Genomic DNA, 21,847 nt, shown 5'->3' with positions numbered 1-21,847 from the left:
CGTGACCAAATCGACTCGCCAAGCAGTTTGAGTGATGCCAGGCTGGGGCGGTCACACGTCGTCATTTTCGGAGGTAAGCATGAGTGAGCCGGACCCGTCGCCCAGCGGCGAGGAGGACGACGTCAAGCGCAAGTTCCGCGAAGCACTGGAGCGCAAGCAGGCCCACGCGCGAACGGGAGCGTCGCACGAGAACGCGGGCGGCAAGAACCAGCACGCCCACGGCCCGGCGGCGAACAAGCGGACGTTCCGCCGCAAGAGCGGCTGAGCCGAAGGCCCCCACCGCGAGCGGTGGGGGCCTTCGCGCTTTCAGGGGGTGAATTCCCCGAGGTGGTCCAGCACCACGAACTGGCTGCCCGGGCCGGCCGCCGCCACCGCCTTCCGCAGGGTTTCCAAGCCGCCGTTGGGGTCGTGCGCCTGGCCCAGCGGCAGGTCGAAGTCGTCCCAGTGCGTTGCCGCCACCCATCGGGGGCCGCCCAAAGTCCGCAGCAGGCGCGGGACGTACTCCCGCACCTTCGCCCCGCCCGGCGGCAGCAGCACCACGTCCGGCCGGAGGCCGGCCAGCTCGGACTCGACGTAGTTCGAACCCCCGAAGTCCAGCACGCTCGCTCCGCCACCGGACACCACGTACGCCAGCGTGCCGCCCTCCAGCAGGTCCGAGATCACCCGAGGGCGGTCGCGGCGGGACAGCGGCCGGGTGCCCGGGAACGCCACCTGGGCGCGGCTGCCCGTCGCCGAATGCAGGGAACGCAGCACCCGGATCGAGTACCCGTCGAACGTCAGGTCCTCGCCGCCCGTCGCGATCGCCAACTGGTCCTCGGGGGCACCCATCGCCGCCATGAGACTCAAATGGGTCTCGGTGCCGACGACCGTCGCCCCGGTGCGTTCGGCCAGGTACGGGACGTCCGTCAGGTGGTCGTAGTGGCCGTGGGTCACCAGGATGTGGTCCGCCCGGAGGAAACCGCGGTCGAGGTAGCCGTCGATCAACGCGCGGTTCACCGAAAGCGGCGTCCGCGGATCCGCGCCCGCCGGTGTGTACGTTCCCGTCTTGAAGCGCGTCAGCCACGGGTCGATGAGGACCGTCTTCGGGCCGATGCGGATCTCCCAGCCGTTGTTCCCCCACCAGCGCAGCAGCATTCCCGAACCGCCCGCCGCCGCCACCGCCGGCGGGGCGCCCGCCAGGATCGCGGCCGCCGCCGCGCCCGCGCCGAACAGCCCGCGCCTGCTCAATCCCTTGTCCATACCGGACACCCGACCACGACCGGCACCGTGCTGTCCAAGATCGAGACGACCGCATTTCGATAGGCGAACGGCTATCGTCGCAGCGTGGACCACCTCCGTTCGCTGCGCTACTTCCTCGTCGTCGCCGACGAACTGCACTTCGGCCGGGCCGCCGAACGGCTCGGGATCGCGCAGCCGCCGTTGAGCCAGCGCGTCAAACGGCTCGAAGCCGAGCTGGGCGCGAAGCTGTTCGAGCGCGGCCGCCGCGTCACGCTCACCGAGGCGGGCGAAGTGCTGCGCGCGGAAGCTCGCGATCTGCTCTCCCGCTGGGACCGCATGACGACCCTCGTGGCGAAGGCCGAACGCGGGGAGCTGGACAGCCTGCGCGCCGGCGTGCCTCCGGAACTGCCCGGCCGGGTGCTGGCCGCGATCCTGACGAAGTTCGCCGCCGCGTGCCCGGCCGTGCGGCTGGACCTGCAGGAGCTCACCACGGCCGAGCAGGCCCGGCTGCTCGCCGACCGCGAACTCGACGCCGGCCTCCTGCACCTGCCGGTCGACGTGGTCGGGCTCGACCTCGGCCCGGTCGTCGACACCCCGCTGGGCGTGGTGCTCCCCCGCGATTCCCCGCTCGCGCGCCGCGCCGCGCTGACCCTCGCCGACCTGGCCGGCGAAGGCCTGGTCCACGCTCCGCGCGCCGCCGCGCCGGGCAGTTACGACGCCCTCCTACGCACCTGCTGGGACCACGGCTTCCGCCCGGCGGCGATCCGGCACGCCCGCAATCCCGAGTTCGTGCTCGGGCTGGTCCTGGCCGGGCACGGCGTGGCGTTCGAACCCGGCGCCCGCAAGGAACCGCGGGTGGTGTGGCGGCCGCTCGAAGGCGAGGTGCTGCGGGCCCGGATGGCCTTCGCCTGGCCCTCGGCCAGCCCGCACCCGCAAGCGGCGACGCTGGGGACAATCGCGGCCGGGGTCCTCGAGGACGACGGCGTGTCGCGGATCGTCCCCCCTTCGCCGGGTCCCCGGCCGTGGGACGTGTTCTACGAGCGCAGCTGATCGACCGCCGCCCGCGCGGCCGCGCCGATCGCGCGGTCGATGTCCGGGCGCCGCAGCGTCTCGGCCCCGCCGGTCGTGAACACCGCGACCGCGTAGGCGGTGCCGTCCGGATAGGTCGCGACGCCGACTTCGTTGCGGATCCCCGGCATCGTGCCCGTCTTGCCCGCCACCGCCACCTCCGGCGGGAACCCCGCCGTCAACCGGTGCCAGCTGACCTGCGCGGACATCCACTCGCGAACCGGAGCACCCGCGTCCGCGGCCCAGATCGCCGACAGCAACGCCGTCATCTCGCGGGGCGTGCTCGCGGAAGTCCGCAGTGGATCCAGGGCCCGCAACGGGTGACCCGCCGAAGTGTCTTCGATGATCGTGCGCAGGACGTCCCGCGGCGCGCCGACCACCGTGGTGCGGGTCAAGCCCAGCTCGGTCAGCAGTGACCGGACGTTGTCCACGCCGACGCGGTCGAACAGCAGGTCCGCGGCCGTGTTGTCGGACACCGAAAGGGCCAGCAGCGCCGCGTCCCGCAGGCTGTATTCGGCGTCGTCGGCGAAGCCCGCCGAACCGGTTCCGCCGAGGCGGTCCGCGGCGGACGCCCGCACCCGGTCGGTGGGGTCGAGCTGCCCGGCGGCCACCTGGCGCGCGAACTCGAAAGCCAGGGGCACCTTCACCACGGACGCCAGTACCACCGGCGAGTCCGCGTCCAGGCCGGATTCGCCGGGAGAACCGAGCCGGCGGGCGTGCAGGAAACCCCGCACGCCCACCGCTTCGAAGAACGCGGAAAGGCTCACCCGGTCATGATGGACCGCAGCCGGCCGACCTCCGCCATCCGCCGCTCGGCGAGCCGGTCGGCCGCCGTCGCCGGCGGCACGCCGTCGGCCTCGGCCAGGGCGAACACCGCCTTCGTCGTGTCGTAGATGGCCGTGGTCTTGCGCTTGGCGCGCTCGAAGTCGAAGCCGTGGCGCTCGTCGTCGACCTGGATCACGCCGCCCGCGTTCACCAGGTAGTCCGGGGCGTACAGGACGCCGCGGTCGGCCAGCTGCTTGTCGATGCCCGCGTGCGCGAGCTGGTTGTTGGCCGCGCCGCAGACGATCCGGGCGCCGAGCACCGGCACGGTCTCGTCGTTCAGGACGCCACCCAAAGCACACGGCGCGAAGACGTCCAGCTCGGTGCGCAGCAGGGTGTCCACATCGGACACCACCTGCACGCTCGCGTGGATCGAGCGGGTCCGCTCGATGGCGGGGGCGTGGACGTCGGTGATCGTCACCTGCGCACCGGCCTCCACGAGGTGGCCGACGAGGATGTGGCCCACCTTGCCGACGCCGGCCACGCCGACGCGCTTGCCGGCCAGGTCCGGGCTGCCCCAGACGTGCTCGGCCGAAGCCCGCATGCCCTGGAAGACGCCGAACGCGGTGAGCACGGACGAGTCGCCGGCGCCGCCGTCCTCCGGCGAGCGGCCGGTGACGTACTGGCACTCGCGGGCCACCACGTCCATGTCCTGCACGTACGTGCCCACGTCGCACGCCGTGATGTAGCGGCCGCCGAGGGACTGCACGAAGCGCCCGTACGCGCGCAGCAGCGCTTCGGACTTGAGCGTCTTCGGGTCGCCGATGATGACGGCCTTGCCGCCGCCGAGGTCGAGCCCGGCCAGTGCGTTCTTGTACGCCATGCCCTTGGACAGCGCGAGGACGTCGCCGAGCGCGTCGGATTCGGTGGCGTAGGGGTGGAAGCGCGTCCCGCCCAGTGCGGGGCCGAGCGCGGTGGAGTAGATGCCGATGATGGCCTTGAGGCCACTGGCCTGGTCGTGGCAGTACACGACCTGTTCGTGCCCGGTGCCCCGGGCGAACACTCCTTCGGTCACGGTGGTGACTCCTTTGTCTCCCGCGCCCGGTTCGTGGCCGGGACGCGCTTCACGGGTTGGCGGGAACCCGGCGCGCGGAGGTCGTCCGCCCGTGGGTGCCCGGCACCAACCTAGATCCCCGGTGATCGCCGGACCAGTGCCGGTCTCGCGATACGGACGGGTAATCAGCCGTTGATCACCTTGCCCAAGGTGCGCATCGCCGTCTCCAGTTGCGTGTCCGAAAGGTACGGCGCGGGACCGAAGCGCAGGTACTGCCCCCGGCTGTCGGTGCGGACGCCCTCGGTGGCCAGCGCCGCCTGCAGCCCGGCGGCGTCGGCGCAGCGCAGCGAGAGGAACCCGCCGATCCGCTCCAACGGCGTCTCCCGGTCGCGCGTGACGACGTCTTCGGGCAGCCCGAGCGAGTCGAACACCGACGCGAGCAGGCCGACTTGGTGCTGCGACACCTGGCGGAGGAACTCGGGGGTGAGCCCCTGCTCGGCGAAGAACCGCTGGACCCGGACGCCGCGGTAGTGGCTCGCCGGGTCGTACGTGGCGCCGGCGAACCGGTCGCCGCCGATGGCGTAGGGCACCTGGCCGGGGTGGCGCTCGTCGGCGAGCGCGCCGAACTCGGCGTACCAGCCGGTGATCACCGGCCGCAGCTCCTGGGCGTGGGCGGGCAGCCGCAGGAAGCAGTTGCCCTCGCCGAGCTGCAGGTACTTGTAGCCGCCGCCGAGCACCCAGGCGTTGGTGAGCCCGAGGTCGTGCAGCGCGAACGGCACGACGCCGAGCGCGTGGTAGGCGTCCACGACCAGCTCGATCGACCGGCCGCGGCAGACGTCGGCCAGGTGCGCCAGCCCGGGGACCAGCCTCGAGGTCTCGAAGAGCACCGCGGACACGAGCACGGCCGCGGTGTCGTCGTTCACCTCGCCCGCGACGCGCTCGGCGAGCGTCGTCACCGGCTCGAGCGGCACCCGCACGATCTCGACGCCCTCCTCCTCGAGGCGGGCTAGCTGACGGCGGAGGGTGTGGAACTCGCCGTCGGTGGTGACCAGGCGCGGCCGTCGCGGCAGCTCCATCGCCGACAGGAAGCGCAGCACCAGGTCGTGCGTGCTCGCGCCGAGCGCGTACTCGCCGTGCGGGTCGCCGAGCAGCAGGCGGAAGCCCGCGCGCAGCTCGTCCGCCTTCGCGAAGGCACGGTCCCACTTGCCGTCGACGTCGCGGGCGGCGTCGGCGAAGGACTCGAGGAGTCCTTCTTCGGCGACGTCCGGCCAAGCCTGGTGCGAGTGCCCGGAAAGCAGGAGGCGGTCGGCCACCGCGAACCGGGTGTAGTGCGCGGCGAGGCTGTTGCCGTCCGCGCGCAGGTCGTCCAAAGTGGTCACAGTCGGCTCCGTACGGCCCAGAGATCCGGGAACATCGGCTGGAAAAGCGTGGTACGCAGGTAAGTCGCGCCGGATGATCCTCCCGTCCCGGTCTTGTCGCCGATGGTGCGTTCGACCATCTTCACGTGCCGGTAGCGCCACTCCTGCATCCCTTCGTCGAGATCGACCAGACACTCCGCGACGACCGAGGGTCCCCCGTCGTCGCTGTACACGTCCAGCAATATCGCCTGCAGGGCCGGGGACGGCTCCACCGGTCGAGTGACGTCTCGGTCACACTCGACCGTGTAGCCAGAAACCTTGAGGTACGCGAGAAAAGAGTCGAACAACGACCGGCGCGCCATCGCGCCGGCAATGCGTTTCCGCTGCTCGCCGTCCTCGGGGTAGTGCGCGAACACGCGCTCGTCACGCCGCCCCAGCACCGCTTCCAGCTCGCGGAACTGGGCCGATTGGAAGCCGCTCGAAGCGTCCAAACGGGCGCGGAAACTGGCGAACTGGCTGGGCGTCATGGTTTCCAGCACGTCGATCTGCGCGACCGCGACCTTGAGGATGGTGAGGATCCGGCGCAGCGTGCGGATGGAGTGCGCGGTGTTGCCCTTTTCGAGGTTCCGCTGGAGGAACTCGGCTTCGTGCAGGATCTGCTTGAACCACAGTTCGTACACCTGGTGGATCACGATGAACAGCAGCTCGTCGTGCTCGTCGGACCGCAGGCGCTGCGCGTTCAGCACGTCGTCCAGCCCGAGGTACGAGGTGTAGCTCAGGGCTTCCTGGGTCGCTTGACTGGGTTCAGTCATCCTTTGGTCACCTCGTCGAAGTGGCGCTGCGCGGGTTTCGCGAGCGCGGTGTACAGATCGTGGAACAGTTCGACCGCCGCCGCCCGGCAGTCCGGCGCGGGCACCAGGCCGGCGGGCAGTTCCGGGTCGAGCGACGGGAACATGCGGAAGGTGTGCACCAGCCGGGTGCGCACCTCGAACGCCTCGGCGTCCGGCGGCTCCCGGCTCGCGTACCCGCCGAACTGGCCGACGAACGCGGCGTACCGCGCGGCCAGGTCGTCGAGGTCCCAGGCCCGGCCGGCGAACCGGCGGACGTCCAGTGCGGCCGACGGGCGGCCGAGCAGCAGCCCGGCGTGCTCGGTGACGTCGAGCTCGCCGAGCAGGGCGACGACCTCGGCCTCGCGGTCGTGCGGAGCGATCCAGGTGCCGTCGGAGTAGGGCCCGAACCCGAGGAACCGCAGCCGTCTGACCAGGCGTTCCCTGGCCTGGCGCCGGCTCTCGGGGATGCTCTGCCACAGCACGGTCCACTCGCCGGCGGCGCGCTCGCGGCGGCCGAGGGAGAAGATCCGGTGGTCGCCGTCGGCGAGCAGCGCGACGGTGCGCCGGGTCAGCGAGTAGTGCACGGTGCGGCCTTCGCGGTGGCGCTGCAGCAGGCCGCGGCGCACCAGGCGGGTGAGCGCGATCCGGGCCGCGCCGTCGGAGAAGCCCAGCTCGGCGAGCACCGCGACCAGGCCGCCCGACCACACCCGGCGGGTTTCGCGCGGGTGCACGTAGCTGCCCAGCAACGTCATGACCAGCTCCTGAGGGCCGGCTTCGAAGGCATCGGTGGGCATGGGCGCAACTCTATACACCTCAGGCCGCTGCGGTGTAGCTTGATTTGCGTGACGTACTTCGCGGACCTCAGCTCGCCGCAGGTGGCCGCGCTGGCGGACGGCTCACGCGTTCCCGTGCTCCTGCTGCCGGTGGGCGCGATCGAGCCGCACGGCCCGCACGCGCCGCTGGGCACCGACCCGCTGATCTCCCGCGGGATGTGCGAGCGCGCGGCCGAGCGGCTGGCCGCCGATGCCGAATTGCATGCCCTGATCCTCCCCGAGGTGCACTACGGCGTCACGCGGTTCGCGGCCGGGTTCGCCGGTGGCGTGCACATCGGCGAGGAGACCCTGCACTCGCTGCTCGTCGACATCGGGTCCGCGTTGATCGGCCAGCGCTTGAAGCGGATCCTGCTGGTCAACAACCACTTCGAGCCCGCGCACCTGGTCACCTTGCGGCGAGCCGTGGAGACGCTGAACTTCGCCTACGACGGGCGCGTCGCCCTGCTCGACCTGGTCCGGCGGCGGCACGCGGAGCGGCTGACCGAGGAGTTCCGGTCCGGCGAGTGCCACGCCGGGCGGTACGAGACGTCGCTGGTGCTCGCCGACCGGCCCGAGCTGGTCGACCAGGCCGTCATGCGGGAGCTGCCGCACGTGCCGGTGAGCCTGGCCGCCGCCCCCGAAGACGGCGGCTTCCTCGCGATGGGCATGACCGGGGCGTACTGCGGCCGGCCCGCGGAAGCGACCGCCGAAGAGGGCTCGGAGACCTTCTCGACGTTGACCGACCTGCTGGTGGAAGCGATCCGGGAGCTGGCCCGTGAGTGAGCCGTTCAACCTCGCCACGCACTTCCTCGACCGGCACGTGACCGAAGGCCGGGGCGCCCGGACCGCCCTGTACGTCGGGGACCGGACGGTCAGCTACGCGTCGCTCGCGGCGATGGCGAACCGCGTCGGCAACGTCCTGCTCGACGCCGGTGTCCGAAAAGGACAGCGGGTGCTGCTGGCGCTGAGCGACGGCGACGAGTTCGTCGCGGCCTGGTACGGCGCGCAGAAGATCGGCGCGGTCACCGCCGAGGTCTACCCGTTCCTGCAGCCCAAGGACTACGCGTACTACCTCGGCTACACCGAGGCCGTGGTGGTGCTCGCGGACGCCGTCACGCTGCCCGCGCTGCGAGCGGCGGGCGCCACCGGGTTGCTCGTCACGGGCGTTCCCGAAGCCGATCTGCGCCCCGGTGAACGTCCCTTTCGGACGCTGGTCGACGCGGCGCCGGACTCGCTGGAAGCCGCGCCGACCACCGTGGACGACGTCGGCATCTGGAAGTTCACCACGGGCAGCACGGGTGCGCCCAAGGCGTGCGTGCACCCGCTGCGCAGTCCGAAGGAGAGTTTCGAGCGGTACGCCGTCGAGGTGCTCGGCCTGCGGGAGGACGACACTGTCCTGGCCGTGCCGAAGCTGTTCTTCGGCTACGCGCGCGACCTGGTGGCGCTGTTCCCGTTCGGTGTCGGCGCGGCCGGCATCGCCTTCGGGGAACGCAGCACGGCGGACCTGATGTTCGGGCTGATCGCCCGGTACCGGCCGACCGTGCTGGTCAACGTGCCGACGATGATGAGCGCGATGGTCGCCCACTCGGCCGCGGCGGAGCAGGACCTGAGCTGCCTGCGGATGACGACGTCGGCGGGCGAGGCGCTGCCGCCGGAGCTGCACCGCAAGTGGGACGCGGCCTTCGGGGTGCCGGTGGTGGACGGGATCGGCTCGTCCGAGGCGTACCACATCTACCTGTCGAACCGGCCGGGTGCGGCCCGGATCGGCACGCTCGGCACCCCCGTTCCCGGCTACACCGCCCAGGTCGTCGACGAGCTCGGGAACCCGGTGCCGGACGGGGAAATCGGGCCGCTGCGCGTGACCGGGCCGACGATCGCCCTGGAGTACCACGGCGATGCGGAGAAGTCGGCGCGGACGTTCGACGGTGACACGCTGACGTCGGGCGACCTGTTCAGCCGCGCACCGGACGGGTACTTCCGCCACCACGGCCGCGCCGACGCGCTGCTCAAGGTCGGCGGCGTGTTCGTCGCGCCCGGCGAGATCGAGGACTGCCTGCTCGGCCACCCGGACGTCACCGACTGCGCGGTGGTCGGCCACGAGATCGACGGCTTGGTCGTCCCCCGCGCGTACGTCGTGCTGCGGCCGGGTGCCCCGGTCTCCGCCGACGAGCTGAAGGACCACGCGAAAGCCCACCTGGCCAAGCACAAGTACCCCCGCGAGGTGGTCTTCATGGCGGAACTCCCCCGCACGGCCAACGGAAAGCTCGACCGGCGTGCCCTGGCGGCCCGCCCGTGAGCCGCCTGGTGGTGGTCACCGGCGGCACCCGCGGCATCGGCGCGGCGATCGCGGTCCGGTTCCGCGCCGCGGGTGACACCGTGCTGGCGCCGGGCCGCGCGGACTGCGACGTCACGGACGAGGAAGCCGTGGCTGCGTACTTCTCCTCGGCCGGCCCGGTCGACGTGCTGGTGAACAACGCCGGGATCTCGTCCAGCGCCCCGGTTTCCCGGACCTCGCTGGACGACTGGCGCGAGCAGTTCGAGGTGAACGCGACCGGCGCGTTCCTCTGCACGCGCGCGGTGCTGGACGGCATGCGCTCGCGCGACCGCGGCCGGATCGTCACGGTGGCGTCGACCGCCTCGCACGTCGGCTACCGCTACACGGCCGGGTACACGGCGTCGAAGCACGCGGCGGTGGGTTTCATGCGCGCGGTGGCGGCAGAGCTGGCCGGGACCGGCGTCACGGCGAACGCGGTGTGCCCGGCGTTCGTCCGCACCGACATGACGGCGACCTCGGTGGCGCGGATCGTCTCGCGGTCGGGACGGTCCTCTTCGGACGCGGAAGCGGCGCTGGCGGCGGCGTCCCCGCTCGGCCGGCTGCTGGAGCCGGCCGAGGTGGCGTTCGCGGTGTCCTTCCTGGCGGCCCCGGAGGCCGCCGCGATCAACGGCCAGACCCTCGTACTCGACGGCGGAGGAATCCAGTCATGAGCCCGTTCCGCGCAACTGCCCCGCTGACGAAGGAGTGGGAGCACTTCGGCTTCACGGTGTCCGACGGGGTGGCCACGGTGACGTTCACCCGCCCGGACAAGCTGAACGCGCTGACCTTCGACGTCTACGCGGATCTGCGGGACCTGATCACCGAGCTCCCGCAGCACGAGGACGTCCGGGTGCTGGTGCTCACCGGCCAGGGCCGCGGGTTCTGTTCGGGCGGCGACGTCGAGGAGATCATCGGCGAGCTGCAGAAGTTCGAGACGGCGGAGCTCCTCGAGTTCACCCGCATGACGGGCGCGGTGGTGAAGGCCCTGCGCGAGTGCCCGCTCCCGGTGATCGCGGCGGTCAACGGCGTGGCGGCCGGAGCGGGTTCGGTGATCGCCCTGGCGAGCGACTTCCGGCTGCTGGCGGAGTCGGCGAAGTTCGCGTTCCTGTTCACGAAGGTCGGGCTGGCGGGCGCGGACATGGGGTCGGCGTACCTGTTGCCGCGGCTCGTCGGCCTCGGTCGCGCGACGGAACTGCTGATCCTCGGGGACAAGGTTTCGGCCGCGCGCGCTTCGGAGATCGGGTTGGCTTCGCAGGTGGTTCCCGACTCGGAACTCCCTTCCGCGGCCGCCGCTCTGGCCCGGCGTCTGGCTGACGGCCCCGCCCTGGCCTACGCGACGACGAAGGTGCTGCTGACCCGCGAGCTGGACATGGACCTGGGCAGCGCGATCGAGCTCGAGGCGATCACGCAGGCGTTGCTGATGACGGCGAAGGACCACAAGGAGTTCTACGCCGCTTGGTCCGCGGGGCGGGAGCCGCGCTGGACGGGCCGCTGAGCCGTTCCGGTTTTGCGGGCGGACGATCCGGGCATTCTTCCCTCGACCGACTGAGGGGAAGAATCCATGGCGCAAAACGGAAGGCCGTTGTCCAAGCTCGAATCGTGGGCGGTCGGCCACCGGGCGTGGGCCTGCCTGTTCGTGGCCGTGCTGGGTGGCGTCCTCGCCTGGTGGCTGACGGTGAAGTACGGCCGGCCGAGCACCGGCGAGTTCGTTTTCTGGGCCGCGATCGTGATTCCGGTCGGGATCGGGCACACGTGGTTCGTCCTCACCCGCCTCAAGCGCCGGCGCGGCCGGGCCTGAGCAGCTCGTCGAAAAGCGTGTCCACCACAGCCCGGGCAACCACCGTCCCGGTGAGCGCGGCGTAGACGATCGGGCCGAGCAGAGCGTCCAGCACCGCGTCGAACCTGCCGATCGGCGAGGTCCCGACCGCGATGTTCACCGAGGTGATGATCACCACCGCGTTGAGCCCGCTACGCGCCCTCGAAGCCCTTCGCGAGCTCGTCGTCCCCGGTGGCACGGTCGCCGTCATGTCCTCGGAACAGGGCAGCATCACGCGCAACACCGAATCCGGCTACGACCTCTACAAAGCCAGCAAGGCCGCCTTCAACCAAGCTGCTCATCGACCCCGGTAGCGCCTCAGGGCACCACTTCGCCCAGCCCGATCAAGTTTCCTTCGCTGTCGCGGAACCACGCGGCCCGCTCGCCGCTGCCCTTGCTCGGGTAGTTGCCGCGGATCTCCACGATCCCGCCCCGCATGCCTTCGTAGTCCTCGAACACCACCCCGCGCTCGCGCAGCACCGCGACCGTCGATTCGAGGTCGTCGACGTAGAAGGCGACCTGCGTGAACGAACCGTCGGACGTCCCCGCCGAGGCGTACAGGCAGAAGACGCCGGACGCGCCTTCGTACCGCAGGCCGCCTTCGCGTTCCTCGACCGCCTCGAGCCCGAGCTTCTCCGCGTACCAGCGCCGGGCGCGGGCCAGGTCCTGAGTGGGGATGCGGGCTTCGATCCGGACGTTGCTCAGCATCACCCGATGGTAGGCGTCACCGCGATCGCCGACTCCTCCAAAGAGCCGAAATACAACCGCCCCCGCCACTCGCGGACGCCCACCAGCATGTGGAAGCCCGGGATCTCGCCGCGGAACGAATGCACCACCCGGCCGTCGGCCGCGACACCCAGGACGCCCACCTCACGGCCCGGGCGGGGCTGCAACGACGTCGGCAGCCGCCGGATGCCCGCCCGCAGGACCGCCGGCAACCGCCGGACCACGTCGAGCGCCGCCACGCGCGGCGACGCCTGCGTGATCCAGATCAGCCCGTCCGTGCCCGTCGAGATGTTGTCCGGGAAGCCCCACAGGTTCTCGACCAGCGGGTCCACGTGACCGTCCGAAAGCCGGACGCGGGACACGCCGAACGCGCCGGTTTCCGCCACCGCCACGAACGACTCGTCCGGGGCCAGTGCGACGCCGTTCGCGAACCGGAGGCCGTCGACGAGCAGGTCGATCGAGCCGTCCGGGGACCGGCGCAGCAGCCGGCCGCCTGCCGTCTGCTCGATCAGGTCGTCGCGCCAGTTGTCGATGCCGAAGCGGCGGGACGAATCCGTGAAGTAGATCGTCCCGTCGGACGCCACCGCGGCGTTGTTGCAGAACACGAAGTCCAGGCCCAGCGCGGACGTGGCCAAGGTCGAAACCGCGCCGCCCGCCAGCGGGACCACCAGCAGGCCGGCCCGCGCGTCGCAGATCAGCAGCTCGTCTTCGCCGTGCAGCTCCAGCCCGAGCGGGCGGCCGCCCGTGTCGGCGATGACGTCGATGTGCTGCCCGTCGGGCGACAGGCGCAGGATCCGGCCGTCGTCGACGCCGGTGTAGATCCGGCCCTCGCCGTCGACGACGACGTCCTCCGGGCCGTGGCCGTTCACCGGGTACAGCGTGACCTCGCCGAACTCCATCGAGCGTCTCCTACCGGTAGGTGAGCAATGCGGCCGTGTCCGCCTCGAAGTGCGGGTGCTCGTTGAACGACAGCAGCGTGACGCCGCCGCGCCCGGACACCAGCTTGGTGATCCCACCGTTGACCGTGACGCGGTTGAGCTTGAGCAGTCCGGTTTCGGGGGTCCCCACGAGCAGGCCGCAGATCGTCGCGATCACCCCGCCGGAGGTGAACACGACCGCGTGTTCCCCCTTGCCCAGGGCCGCGACCAGGTCCGAAAGCGCGTCTCGGCACCGCGCGAGGAACGCGGGCCACGTCTCGGCGCACGGCCCGTCGGCGCCGGCCGACGTCCACGCCGTCAACGCCGCGTCCAGGACGCCCTGGTAGGCCCGCGAATCCTCCTGGGGTGCCCCGCCGGCGTGGTGGCGGGCGATGTCGACGTGGTCGTACTCGTTCCAGCGCGGGTCCTCGACCACCGGGACGTCGCTGCCGAGCACTTTCAGCGCCGTCGCCGCGGTGTCGCGCTGGCGGGCCAGCGAGCCGGACCGGACCTGGCTGAAGGAGACGTTGCGCCGCAGCAGTTCCGCACCGACCACAGTGGACTGGTCGAAGCCGCGCGGGGACAGCGCGTCGTAGTCGGCCGCGCCGAAGGACGCCTGACCGTGCCGGACCAGGTAGATGGCGCCCACTACACGCTCCCCTTCGCGATGATCTCGCGGCAGCGCCAGTCCAGGTACCCGACGAACTGCCAGAAGTCCTTGAACGCCGGGTTGCGCGTGGCGCCGTCGCGATAACGGCGGTACAGCTGCTGCAGCACGGCGGCGAGCCGGAACAAGCCGTAGACCTCGTAGAACCGCCAGTCGCCGATCGAAAGCCCGGTCTTCTCCGCGTAACGCGCGACGAACTCCTCGCGGGTGAACATCCCGGGCAGGTGGGTCGGCTGGCGGCGGCTCGCGTGCATGACGTCGTCGTCGCCGGCCTGGACCCAGTAGGCGAGCATGCTGCCCAGCTCCATCAGCGGGTCGCCGAGCGTGGCCATCTCCCAGTCGAGGACGCCGGTGATGGTCAACGCCGAAGGACCGTCGAGCACCAGGTTGTCGAGCCGGTAGTCGTTGTGGATCAGGCAGATCTCGACCTCGCCGGGCTGGTTCGCCGCCAGCCACGCACGGACCTCGGCGAAGTCGCCGACGTTGTCCGTGCGCGCCGCGACGTACCGCTCCGACCAGCCGCGGATCTGCCGCTCGACGTACCCGGCGCCCTTGCCGAGGTCGGCGAGCCCGGCCTTCCCGACGTCGACGGCGTGCAGGTCCACCAGCCGGTCGACGACCTTGCCGGACAGCTCGCGCGCCTGCTCCGGCGTCAGCGTCATCCCCGGCGGCAGGTCGCCGCGCAGGATCAGGCCGTCCAGCTTCTCCATGACGTAGAAGTCGCCGCCGAGCACGGCCGGATCGTCGCCGAACGCCACCATCCGCGGCACGTACGGGAACACCGGCTTCAGCGCGTGCTGGACGCGGTACTCGCGCCGCATGTCGTGCGCCGACGCCGCTTTGTGCCCGGCCGGCGGGCGGCGCAGGATCAGCTCGCGGTCCGGGTAGGCCAGCAGGTACGTCAGGTTGGACGCGCCGCCGGGGAACTGCCGGACGTGCGGCGGCTCGTCCCCGAGGCCCTCGACCTTCGCGCTCAGCCAGGCGTGCACCGCGGCGGCGTCGAAGGCGTCCTCCGCGCGGACCTCGACCGGGGCGTTCACGTGAACTTCCGCAGCAGCGCCGCCGGCACCACGCGCATGACGACGCTCAGCGGCACCCACGGCCACGCCGGGACGTAGGCGCGGCGCGGTTCGGCCTCGATCGCCTTGGCCAGCGCCCTGGCCCCGGTTTCGGCCTTGGCCAGCACGGGGTTCCGGCCGATCCGGTCGTTCATCTCCGACTCGATGTAGCCGGGCCGGACGTCGGTGACGGCGATGCCCGTGCGCTTCAGCTCGATCCGGGTGCCGTCGACGAACGCCGAGATCCCGGCCTTCGAAGCGGCGTACGCGGTGAGCTTGCCTGGGAACGGGCGAAGCGCGCTGAACGAGGAGATGACGGCGAGGTGGCCGGCGCCCTGCTCGCGGAAGATCCCGGCGGCGGCCTCGATCTGGGCGGCCGCCGCGACGAAGTTGACCTCGAGGGTCTGGCGGTTGGCGTCGAACCGCCCCGTGCCGACCCGCTGCCCCTTCCCGAGCCCGGCGTTCACAATCACCCGGTCGAGGGACCCGAGCTCGTCGCGGAACTCCGCGAAGACGGCGAACACGCGGTCGTGGTCGGTGACGTCGAGGGTGCGCGTGACGACCTGGATCCCGGGGTGCGCCGCGGTCAGTTCGGCGGCCAGCTTCTCGAGCCGCTCGGTGCGCCGCGCGCACAGCGCCAGGTTGCGCCCCTTCGCCGCGAACTGGCGGGCCATGCCCTCGCCCAGCCCGCTGCTGGCGCCGGTGATCAGGATGTTCTGCCGGAGAACCATGCCCGGATGCTACCCGGTGGTAACAAGACCGGTGGCCCGGCGCTGGGGGCGTCGCCGGGCCACCGGTCATCGCGCGGCCACACCGGCCGGTCGCACAACTCGGCCGGGTGAACCGGAGCCGGAACCGCTCACGCGGCCGGTCGCACCTGCGTCCGGGTGGGCCGTGAGGGGGAGGCGGTGCCACCGGCGCAGGCAAGTCATACAAGCGCGTCGGCCCAGGCCGGGGCAATGGTTCACAGTTGCCAGTACTAGCCCGTTCGCCCGAGTGGGCGTCCCGGCGGCACGACCGAAGAGGGGCGCGGAGACCACGCGGAAAACTGCTAACGTGCTCCGTGTCGGGGATCGTCGGGGGACGGCATGGGGCGGGTCGGGAATTCAGCGATGGCGGACAGCGCGGCGGGTGACGGCCAGGAGAGCGGCCGCACCGAATTCGCCATCCGGCTGCGCGCGGCCATCGCCACCAGCGGGCTGTCGCTCGACCGGATCCAGGCGCGGCTGCGGGCCCGCGGCGTCGTCGTCAGCGTCACCGCGCTGAGCTATTGGCAGTCGGGCAAGAGGCAGCCGGAGCGGCAGAGCTCGCTTTCGGCCGTCCGCACGCTCGAGGAGATCCTCGACGTCCCCGCCGGGTCCCTGCTCGGGCTGCTGCCCCCGCCCCGGCCCCGCGGCGGCGCCGGGAAGCGCCAGGCCGGCGGCGAGCCGATGTCGTTCCCGCGTGAGGTGCTGCAGCCGCTGCTGGAGAAGGTCGGCGCGCCGCACGCCCTCGACCGCCAGCAGCCGCTGAAGATGGTCGGGCTGCACGACCTGTGCGAGATCGCTGCGGACGGCGGCCAGCGCGCGGTGACCGCGCGGGCGGTGTTCCAGGCCGTCGCGGACGGCCAGGACCGCTGGCTGCTGGTCTACACCCAGGACGACCCGGCGGCGGGCGTCCCCGAACTGCACGCCGTGCGCAACTGCCGGATCGGGCGCGCCGAGACGGACGAGTCCCACGGCCTGCTCGTCACCGAACTGCTCTTCGACCAGCCGATCAACCGGGGCGAGACGCACCTGATCGAGTACACGCTGACCAACAGCGGGCCGCCGTACCCGGAGTGCCGCAACACCCACTACCGCGAGTTCCGCCGCCCGGTGCGGGAGTACCTGCTGGAGGTCCGGTTCGCCAGGGGCACCGCACCGGGCCGCTGCTGGCAGTACTCCCGCAACGGCGCGAACGGCACCCTCGCCCGGCGCCCCCTGAAGCTCGACGGCGCGGATGGCGTCCACGCGGTGGCGTTCGACTTCGGCCCGGGTGTGTTCGGCATCGACTGGGACTGACTCAGCTCAGGCGGGCCGCCGCGAGCGTGGCCAGCTCCGTGCGGTTCGCGATGCCCAGCTTCGCGTACACGTGCGCCAAGTGCGTCTTCACCGTGCCGCGGCTCATGAACAGGCGGGTGCCGATCTCCGGGTTCGTGCAGCCCTCGGCCGCCAGCTTCACCACCTCCAGCTCGGTCGGCGTCAGGCTGCCCCAGCCGCTCGACGGCCGGCCGCGCGTTCCCCGGGCCCGGCGCACGAACGCCACCACGTCGTCGAGCGGCATCGGCGGTTCGGATGTCGCCAGGCCGAGCGCGTCCACCTCCGCCTGCGCAGACGGACGCCGGGGGATGCCCAGCTCGGCCCGCGCCTGCGAAGCCGACACCAGCACTCGGGCGGCGTCGCCCGCGCGGCCGGTGCGCGCGAGCAGCGTCGTCAGCGCGTCGAGACTCGCCAGGACACCCAGCCGGAGGCCGTGGTCGAGCCGCAGGCTCAGCGCTTCGTGGTGCAGCTCGGCCGCCTGCTCCGGCTCCGCCAGGTACCCCTGCTGGTCCAGGGCGCCGGCCAAGGGCGACGGCAGGGACCAGCGGCGGGTGAGCTCGACGGCGGTGGCCAGCACCTCCACGGCCTCGTCGGGACGGCCGAGCGCACGCAGGAGAGCGCCGCGTTCGGCCAGTCCCTGCGCGGCCATGTACGTCCCGGGCACGGCTTCGCGCTCGAACCAGCGCAACGCGGCTTCGAACTCGCCTCGCCGCCAATGCAGCTCGCCGAGCACGCCGGCCATGCCCGGCACGAAGACGTCACCCGCCGTCTCGAGCAGCCGCAGGAACGGCTCCATCACGCGGAACCCGGCGTCGGCTTCCCCGGCCGCGCAGTGCACCAGCGCCAGGCGGCACAGCGTCGTGTTGACGCGGTGGAAGTCGCCGAGCGGGGCGGCCACGTCGACGGCCTGCCCGGCGAGTTCCCGCGCCCGCGGCAGGTCCGCCGCGGCGAGCGCGATCCCGGACCGGACACTGAGGACGGTCGACGCGAGGCCGCGATCGCCCCGGCGCAGCAGGCCTTCGGCCGCCTCGTCGAGCAGGGGCGCCGCTTCGGCGTGGCGGTCGCGGGCGAACCGGACGATCCCGCGCAGCATCAACGCGCTGTCCCGCGCGAAGCCGTCTCCGGCGTCCTCGGCGACCTTCTCGGCTTCGACGGCGACGTCCCAGGCGGTGTCCAGGTCCGTGTACACGTGGCCGAGGGCGGTCAGGGAGAGGCACCGGGCACGCAAGCCCGCTTCGCCGAGTTCGGTGGCGAGGTCCAGGCCGCGCTGTGCGGCTTCGACGTCGAACGGCGCCGTCGTGTCCGCGACCAGGCCCATCCCGGTCAGCAGCCGGGCCTGCAGCGGTGTCCGGTCGTCCGGGCGCCGGGCGACCGCGCGCCTGAGGTAGGCCAGGCCCTCATGTCCGCGGCCGTGCAGGTTCCACAGCCACGCGACGGCGGCGGCGAGCCGGCGGCCCCGGTCGGGATCCTCCTGCGCCAGCCCCCATTCCAGGGCCGCGCGCAAGTTGTCGCGCTCGGGCTCGACCCGCGCCCGCCAGGCGTCCTTGTCGCGGTCGAGCTCGGGCTCGGCGGCTTCGGCCAAGGCCAGGTAGTGGTCCAGGTGCCGGTCTCTGACGGCGTCGGTCTCCCCCGCCTCGGCCAGCCGGGCGGCCGCGTACTCGCGGAGCGTTTCCAGCAGCCGGTAGCGGCCGTCTTCGGCCAGTACCAAGGACTTGTCGACGAGCCGGCCGAGTGCCGGCAGCACGGCCGGGCCGCCCGCCGCGTCCAGGGTGAACCCGCCGGCGAACACCGCGAGCCGCCGGAACACCGCGCGGTCTTCCCCGTCGAGCTGGTCGTGGCTCCACGCGATCGAGCCTTCGAGGGTCCGCTGCCGCGCGGGCACCCCGCGCGGGCCGCGGGTCAGCAGGGCGAACCGGTCGTCGAGGCCGGCATCGATCTGGTGCGGAGCCAGGGTTCCGAGCCACGCCGCGGCCAGTTCGACGGCCAGGGGGATGCCGTCGAGCCGCGTGCAGATCGACCGGACGGCGGCCGCGCTGGACGTGTCCAGGGTGAACAGCGGCCGGACCGCGCCCGCGCGCTCGACGAACAGCGCGACGGCCTCCTCGACGGCCAGTGGCGGCACCCGCCAGACCGTCTCCCCCGGCACGCCCAGCGGCTCCCGGCTGGTCGTCAGCACCGCGACCTCGGGGCAGGACCGCAGCAGCTCGACCGCGACTTCGGCGGCGCCGTCGAGGACGTGCTCGCAGTTGTCGAGACAGAGCAGCACGCGCCGGTCGCGCAGTTCCGTCGCGACCGAACGCGCCGCGCCGATCCGGGGTTCCACCGGCACCCCGAGCGTCGCGGCGACCTGCTCGGCGACGTCGGTCACGGCGTCCAGCTCCACCCACCACACGCCGTCGGGCCACTCGGTGCTCGCGGCGACCTGCGCGGCCAGCCGCGTCTTGCCGCTGCCGCCGGGTCCGGCCAGCGTGACCAGCCGCGTTCCGGCGAGCAGTCGCCGGACTTCCGCGACCTCGGCGTCGCGGCCGACGAACCCGGTCAGCTGCACCGGGAGGTTGTTCGGGACGGCGTCGAGCGAGCGCAGCGGCCCGGGCGTCTCGCCGAGTTCGAAGATCCGCTCGGGCGCGGTGAGGTCCGGCAGCCGGTGGACGCCGAGGTCGTGCAGCGTGACGGCGTCCCCGAGGGCCGCCGCGGTGCGGGCCGACACGAGGATCCGGCCGTCTTCGGCCAGCGCGCGCAGGTGTTCACAACGGCGGACGGCGGCACCGGTTGGCGTGCCGTCGTCGCGGATCAGCACGTCCCCGGTGTGCACGGCCGCCGGGCCGCCGGGCAGCGCCGCGAGCGCCTCGTCAGGGGTCGCGAAGACGACCGGGGCGGCATCGCCGGCGCAGAGGATCGTGACCGTGCCGGCCGGCAGGAGTTTCGTCGCAGTCATGGCCCGGCCAGTCTGCCAGCGGATCTCGGCCAGGTGGCCGATGTTGCGCCACCGGGTGCCTGCGACCTTCGAACCCGTGGAGACGTTCGAGGAACTGCTGGCCCGCTGGCGGGACGCCGACGCGGACGGCGACACCGAGGCGCTGGCGCCGCTGCTCGCCGACGGCTTCCGCGGCGACGGGCCGGCCGGGCGTGTGCTCGGCAAGGCCGGCTGGCCCGGCCGCGTCCCGGCGGGCGCGTTCCGGTGGACGCGCCTGCAGGTGACGCCGTCGGTCGGCGTCGCGACCGGGCACCGCGACGGCGTCGCCTGCACGGTGGTCGCCGAACGCCGCGATGGGTGCTGGCGGATCGTCAACGTGCAGCGCGGCTCATGACAGCTTGGTACGCAGCACCTTTCCGGTCGCGTTGCGCGGCAGTTCGTCCAGGAACTCGACGTCCCGCGGCACCTTGTAGCGGGCCAGGTTCGCCTTGACGTAGTCGCGGATCTCGTCGGCGTCGAGTTCTGCGCCTTCGGCTCGCACCACGAACGCCTTGAGCCGCTGCCCGAACTCCGGGTCCTCGACGCCGATCACCGCCGCCTCGATCACGTCTTCGCGCTCGACCAGCAGGTTCTCCACCTCGATCGGGAACACGTTCTCGCCGCCGGAGACGATCATCTCGTCGTCGCGGCCGTCGATGAACAGCAGGCCGTCTTCGTCGAAGTGGCCGACGTCGCCGCTGGAGAGCAGGCCGTCGATGATCTCCTTGTGGCGGCCGTCGGTGTAGCCGCCGAAGCTGAGCCCGCTGCCGACGAACACGCGGCCGGTCACGTTCGGTTCGGTGATGGGACGGCCGTTCTGGTCGTACAGCGCCACCTTGCAGCCGACCGGCGCGCGGCCGACCGTGCCCGGCGCCTTCGCCCAGTCCTCCGGCGTCGCGACCGTCGCCACCGCGACCTCGGTGGAGCCGTAGAGGTTGTGCACGACCGGGCCGAACGCCTCGTTCGCCCGGTTGCCGAGGTCCGGGGACAAGGCCGAGCCGGCCACGAAGATGATCCGCAACGCCGACGTGTCGTACTTCTGCCGGACTTCCTTCGGCAGGTCGACGATGCGCTGCAGCATGGTCGGCACCAGCACCAGCGCGGTGCACTTGTGCTCGGCGACGCCGCGCAGCGCCTCTTCGGGGTTGAACTTGCGCCGCATCACGACCTTCGAGCCGAGCGCGAAGGAGAGGATGAACTGGGACAGGCCGGTGCCGTGGAACAGCGGCGCGCCCATGTAGGTGGCCTCGTTCGACCGCAGCGGGATCCGGTCGAGGAACTGCGCCGACGCCAGCGCCGAGGTGTGCGGCCGCGGCGCGCCCTTCGGCGTGCCGGTGGTGCCGCTGGTCAGCAGCACGAACCCGCCCGGCTTGGCCGGCGCGGGCCACGGCCGGTCGTCGGTGCTGGCGATGATCTCGTCGAGCACCGGGACGGTCCGGTCGGTCAGGTCCGAGCCCGGGTCGACCCAGGCGAGGTAGCGGTCGACGCCGTCCGGGATCGCGTCGAGCAGTCCGGTGAACTCCTGGTCGTAGACGAGCGCGGTGACGCCTTCGCGCTGGGTGACGTCGGCCAGCTGCGGCTTGGCGAACCCGGTGTTCATCAGCAGCAGGCGGACGCCGAGCTTGCCCGAGGCGGCCATCGTGAGGACCAGGCCGCGGTGGTCGCGGCACAGCGCGGCGACGACCTGGCCCGGCCGGATGCCGCGCTCGGACCAGGCCCTGGCCAGCGCGTTCGACTGGTCGTCGAGCTGCTTGTAGGTGAGCGGGCCGAGCTCGTCGACGATGCCGACGGCGGCCGGGTCGCGGCGGGCGGAGATGTGGTTGGCGCCGGCGAACGGGCCGAACTTCCGCAGCGCGACCAGCGAGCGCACCCCCTCGTCGAGCCGGGGGAAGGGAACGAGGCCCGCCCGCCGCATCACGTCGACGCTGCGCACCGTCTCGGTCACCTTGTCCGCCATCGTGGTGGCGAGCGCGACCAGGCTCATCCAGGCACCTCCGTTGCTGCGGGAAGAGAGCCCACGCCGACGGCGGGCGTACCGGCGGTATGGGAGCTACTGGAGAGTAAACCAACCGTAGGCCGAACGCACCAGCCCGCGACCGGGCGGAAACCGGCAACGACATCCGGGGCTCCGCCACCCCGAGCCCCCGAAAATGTCGGTGACATGTGGGGCTCCGCCCCAAGTCGGGGGCTCCGCCACCCGAGCCCCCGAAAAATGTCGGTGACATGTGGGGCTC

Annotated in this window: 24 protein-coding genes; 10 read left to right on the top strand and 14 right to left on the bottom strand. The window is 72.2% G+C overall.

Annotation, left to right across the window (positions count from 1 at the left end; all coding sequences use genetic code 11):
- Positions 1 to 79 precede the first annotated feature (79 nt).
- Positions 80 to 265, top strand: coding sequence for a DUF5302 domain-containing protein (locus ACFVYA_RS40660; RefSeq protein ID WP_013228723.1), 186 nt, complete (start codon positions 80 to 82; stop codon positions 263 to 265).
- Positions 266 to 306: 41 nt separating this feature from the next.
- Here the strand turns inward: ACFVYA_RS40660 and ACFVYA_RS40655 are convergent, their stop codons facing one another.
- Complete coding sequence (locus ACFVYA_RS40655) at positions 307 to 1,239, bottom strand: MBL fold metallo-hydrolase (protein ID WP_387052748.1); 933 nt, start codon at positions 1,237 to 1,239, stop codon at positions 307 to 309.
- A gap of 84 nt (positions 1,240 to 1,323) precedes the next feature.
- Here ACFVYA_RS40655 and ACFVYA_RS40650 point away from each other — a divergent pair, with 84 nt between their 5' ends.
- A complete protein-coding gene (locus ACFVYA_RS40650) occupies positions 1,324 to 2,268 on the top strand; it encodes a LysR substrate-binding domain-containing protein (protein WP_387052746.1) in 945 nt (314 codons plus the stop codon).
- On the opposite strand, the gene ACFVYA_RS40645 is transcribed toward ACFVYA_RS40650, so the two are convergent.
- The 5 genes from ACFVYA_RS40645 to ACFVYA_RS40625 form a co-directional block, all read right to left on the bottom strand.
- Positions 2,253 to 3,053 carry a serine hydrolase gene (locus ACFVYA_RS40645; RefSeq protein ID WP_387052744.1) on the bottom strand — a complete coding sequence of 267 codons (801 nt, stop codon included), beginning with the start codon at positions 3,051 to 3,053 and terminating at the stop codon, positions 2,253 to 2,255. The two genes, ACFVYA_RS40650 and ACFVYA_RS40645, sit on opposite strands and share 16 nt — an antisense overlap.
- Positions 3,050 to 4,123 carry a Glu/Leu/Phe/Val dehydrogenase dimerization domain-containing protein gene (locus ACFVYA_RS40640; RefSeq protein ID WP_387052742.1) on the bottom strand — a complete coding sequence of 358 codons (1,074 nt, stop codon included), beginning with the start codon at positions 4,121 to 4,123 and terminating at the stop codon, positions 3,050 to 3,052. Before ACFVYA_RS40640 ends, ACFVYA_RS40645 begins: the two co-directional genes overlap by 4 nt.
- Positions 4,124 to 4,287: 164 nt before the next feature.
- The gene (locus ACFVYA_RS40635) at positions 4,288 to 5,481 is read right to left on the bottom strand and encodes a kynureninase (RefSeq protein WP_387052740.1); all 1,194 of its coding nucleotides are present in this window, start codon (positions 5,479 to 5,481) and stop codon (positions 4,288 to 4,290) included.
- Positions 5,478 to 6,272, bottom strand: a complete 795-nt coding sequence (locus ACFVYA_RS40630) for a tryptophan 2,3-dioxygenase (protein ID WP_387052738.1) — start codon at positions 6,270 to 6,272, stop codon at positions 5,478 to 5,480. Before ACFVYA_RS40630 ends, ACFVYA_RS40635 begins: the two co-directional genes overlap by 4 nt.
- Positions 6,269 to 7,084, bottom strand: a complete 816-nt coding sequence (locus ACFVYA_RS40625) for a PaaX family transcriptional regulator C-terminal domain-containing protein (protein ID WP_387052736.1) — start codon at positions 7,082 to 7,084, stop codon at positions 6,269 to 6,271. The genes ACFVYA_RS40630 and ACFVYA_RS40625 overlap by 4 nt, the downstream gene beginning before the upstream one ends.
- 48 nt (positions 7,085 to 7,132) lie before the next feature.
- Between ACFVYA_RS40625 and ACFVYA_RS40620 the strand changes: the two genes are divergently transcribed.
- The 5 genes from ACFVYA_RS40620 (at position 7,133) to ACFVYA_RS40600 (ending at position 11,214) form a co-directional block, all read left to right on the top strand.
- Entirely contained in the window at positions 7,133 to 7,885 is a 753-nt protein-coding gene (locus tag ACFVYA_RS40620; RefSeq protein WP_387052734.1) for a creatininase family protein, read from the top strand.
- Positions 7,878 to 9,398, top strand: a complete 1,521-nt coding sequence (locus ACFVYA_RS40615) for a benzoate-CoA ligase family protein (protein WP_387052732.1) — start codon at positions 7,878 to 7,880, stop codon at positions 9,396 to 9,398. The genes ACFVYA_RS40620 and ACFVYA_RS40615 overlap by 8 nt, the downstream gene beginning before the upstream one ends.
- Positions 9,395 to 10,087: an SDR family NAD(P)-dependent oxidoreductase gene (locus ACFVYA_RS40610; protein WP_387052730.1), complete on the top strand. Its 693-nt coding sequence runs from the start codon at positions 9,395 to 9,397 to the stop codon at positions 10,085 to 10,087. The genes ACFVYA_RS40615 and ACFVYA_RS40610 overlap by 4 nt, the downstream gene beginning before the upstream one ends.
- Positions 10,084 to 10,911, top strand: coding sequence for an enoyl-CoA hydratase family protein (locus ACFVYA_RS40605; RefSeq protein WP_387052728.1), 828 nt, complete (start codon positions 10,084 to 10,086; stop codon positions 10,909 to 10,911). The genes ACFVYA_RS40610 and ACFVYA_RS40605 overlap by 4 nt, the downstream gene beginning before the upstream one ends.
- An 87-nt stretch (positions 10,912 to 10,998) precedes the next feature.
- A complete protein-coding gene (locus ACFVYA_RS40600; RefSeq protein WP_387052726.1) occupies positions 10,999 to 11,214 on the top strand; it encodes a hypothetical protein in 216 nt (71 codons plus the stop codon).
- Here ACFVYA_RS40600 and ACFVYA_RS40595 read toward each other — a convergent pair.
- Positions 11,189 to 11,353, bottom strand: coding sequence for a hypothetical protein (locus ACFVYA_RS40595; protein WP_387052724.1), 165 nt, complete (start codon positions 11,351 to 11,353; stop codon positions 11,189 to 11,191). The genes ACFVYA_RS40600 and ACFVYA_RS40595 overlap by 26 nt on opposite strands.
- Here ACFVYA_RS40595 and ACFVYA_RS40590 point away from each other — a divergent pair.
- Positions 11,346 to 11,546, top strand: a complete 201-nt coding sequence (locus tag ACFVYA_RS40590) for a hypothetical protein (RefSeq protein WP_387052722.1) — start codon at positions 11,346 to 11,348, stop codon at positions 11,544 to 11,546. The genes ACFVYA_RS40595 and ACFVYA_RS40590 overlap by 8 nt on opposite strands.
- A 4-nt stretch (positions 11,547 to 11,550) precedes the next feature.
- On the opposite strand, the gene ACFVYA_RS40585 is transcribed toward ACFVYA_RS40590, so the two are convergent.
- The 5 genes from ACFVYA_RS40585 to ACFVYA_RS40565 are packed head-to-tail and all read right to left on the bottom strand — an operon-like array spanning position 11,551 to position 15,331.
- The gene (locus ACFVYA_RS40585; RefSeq protein WP_387052720.1) at positions 11,551 to 11,940 is read right to left on the bottom strand and encodes a VOC family protein; all 390 of its coding nucleotides are present in this window, start codon (positions 11,938 to 11,940) and stop codon (positions 11,551 to 11,553) included.
- Complete coding sequence (locus ACFVYA_RS40580; RefSeq protein WP_387052718.1) at positions 11,940 to 12,857, bottom strand: SMP-30/gluconolactonase/LRE family protein; 918 nt, start codon at positions 12,855 to 12,857, stop codon at positions 11,940 to 11,942. Before ACFVYA_RS40580 ends, ACFVYA_RS40585 begins: the two co-directional genes overlap by 1 nt.
- Before the next feature lie 10 nt (positions 12,858 to 12,867).
- Positions 12,868 to 13,524 (bottom strand): histidine phosphatase family protein, encoded by a 657-nt coding sequence (locus ACFVYA_RS40575; protein ID WP_387052716.1) that lies wholly within the window; start codon positions 13,522 to 13,524, stop codon positions 12,868 to 12,870.
- Positions 13,524 to 14,582 (bottom strand): phosphotransferase family protein, encoded by a 1,059-nt coding sequence (locus tag ACFVYA_RS40570; protein WP_387052714.1) that lies wholly within the window; start codon positions 14,580 to 14,582, stop codon positions 13,524 to 13,526. The genes ACFVYA_RS40575 and ACFVYA_RS40570 overlap by 1 nt, the downstream gene beginning before the upstream one ends.
- The gene (locus ACFVYA_RS40565; RefSeq protein ID WP_387052712.1) at positions 14,579 to 15,331 is read right to left on the bottom strand and encodes an SDR family oxidoreductase; all 753 of its coding nucleotides are present in this window, start codon (positions 15,329 to 15,331) and stop codon (positions 14,579 to 14,581) included. The genes ACFVYA_RS40570 and ACFVYA_RS40565 overlap by 4 nt, the downstream gene beginning before the upstream one ends.
- Positions 15,332 to 15,712: 381 nt before the next feature.
- Between ACFVYA_RS40565 and ACFVYA_RS40560 the strand changes: the two genes are divergently transcribed.
- A complete protein-coding gene (locus tag ACFVYA_RS40560) occupies positions 15,713 to 16,642 on the top strand; it encodes a hypothetical protein (protein WP_285985407.1) in 930 nt (309 codons plus the stop codon).
- A 1-nt stretch (position 16,643) separates the two neighbouring features.
- Here ACFVYA_RS40560 and ACFVYA_RS40555 read toward each other — a convergent pair whose 3' ends face one another.
- Positions 16,644 to 19,595 (bottom strand): LuxR C-terminal-related transcriptional regulator, encoded by a 2,952-nt coding sequence (locus ACFVYA_RS40555; RefSeq protein ID WP_387052710.1) that lies wholly within the window; start codon positions 19,593 to 19,595, stop codon positions 16,644 to 16,646.
- A gap of 76 nt (positions 19,596 to 19,671) precedes the next feature.
- Between ACFVYA_RS40555 and ACFVYA_RS40550 the strand changes: the two genes are divergently transcribed.
- Positions 19,672 to 19,968 (top strand): nuclear transport factor 2 family protein, encoded by a 297-nt coding sequence (locus ACFVYA_RS40550; protein WP_387052708.1) that lies wholly within the window; start codon positions 19,672 to 19,674, stop codon positions 19,966 to 19,968.
- Here the strand turns inward: ACFVYA_RS40550 and ACFVYA_RS40545 are convergent.
- The gene (locus tag ACFVYA_RS40545; RefSeq protein ID WP_387052706.1) at positions 19,963 to 21,597 is read right to left on the bottom strand and encodes an acyl-CoA synthetase; all 1,635 of its coding nucleotides are present in this window, start codon (positions 21,595 to 21,597) and stop codon (positions 19,963 to 19,965) included. The genes ACFVYA_RS40550 and ACFVYA_RS40545 overlap by 6 nt on opposite strands.
- Positions 21,598 to 21,847: the final 250 nt, after the last annotated feature.

The organism is Amycolatopsis sp. NPDC058278, from assembly GCF_042881395.1.
Classification (GTDB): domain Bacteria; phylum Actinomycetota; class Actinomycetes; order Mycobacteriales; family Pseudonocardiaceae; genus Amycolatopsis.
This window is presented reverse-complemented; position numbering and strand designations above follow the sequence as displayed.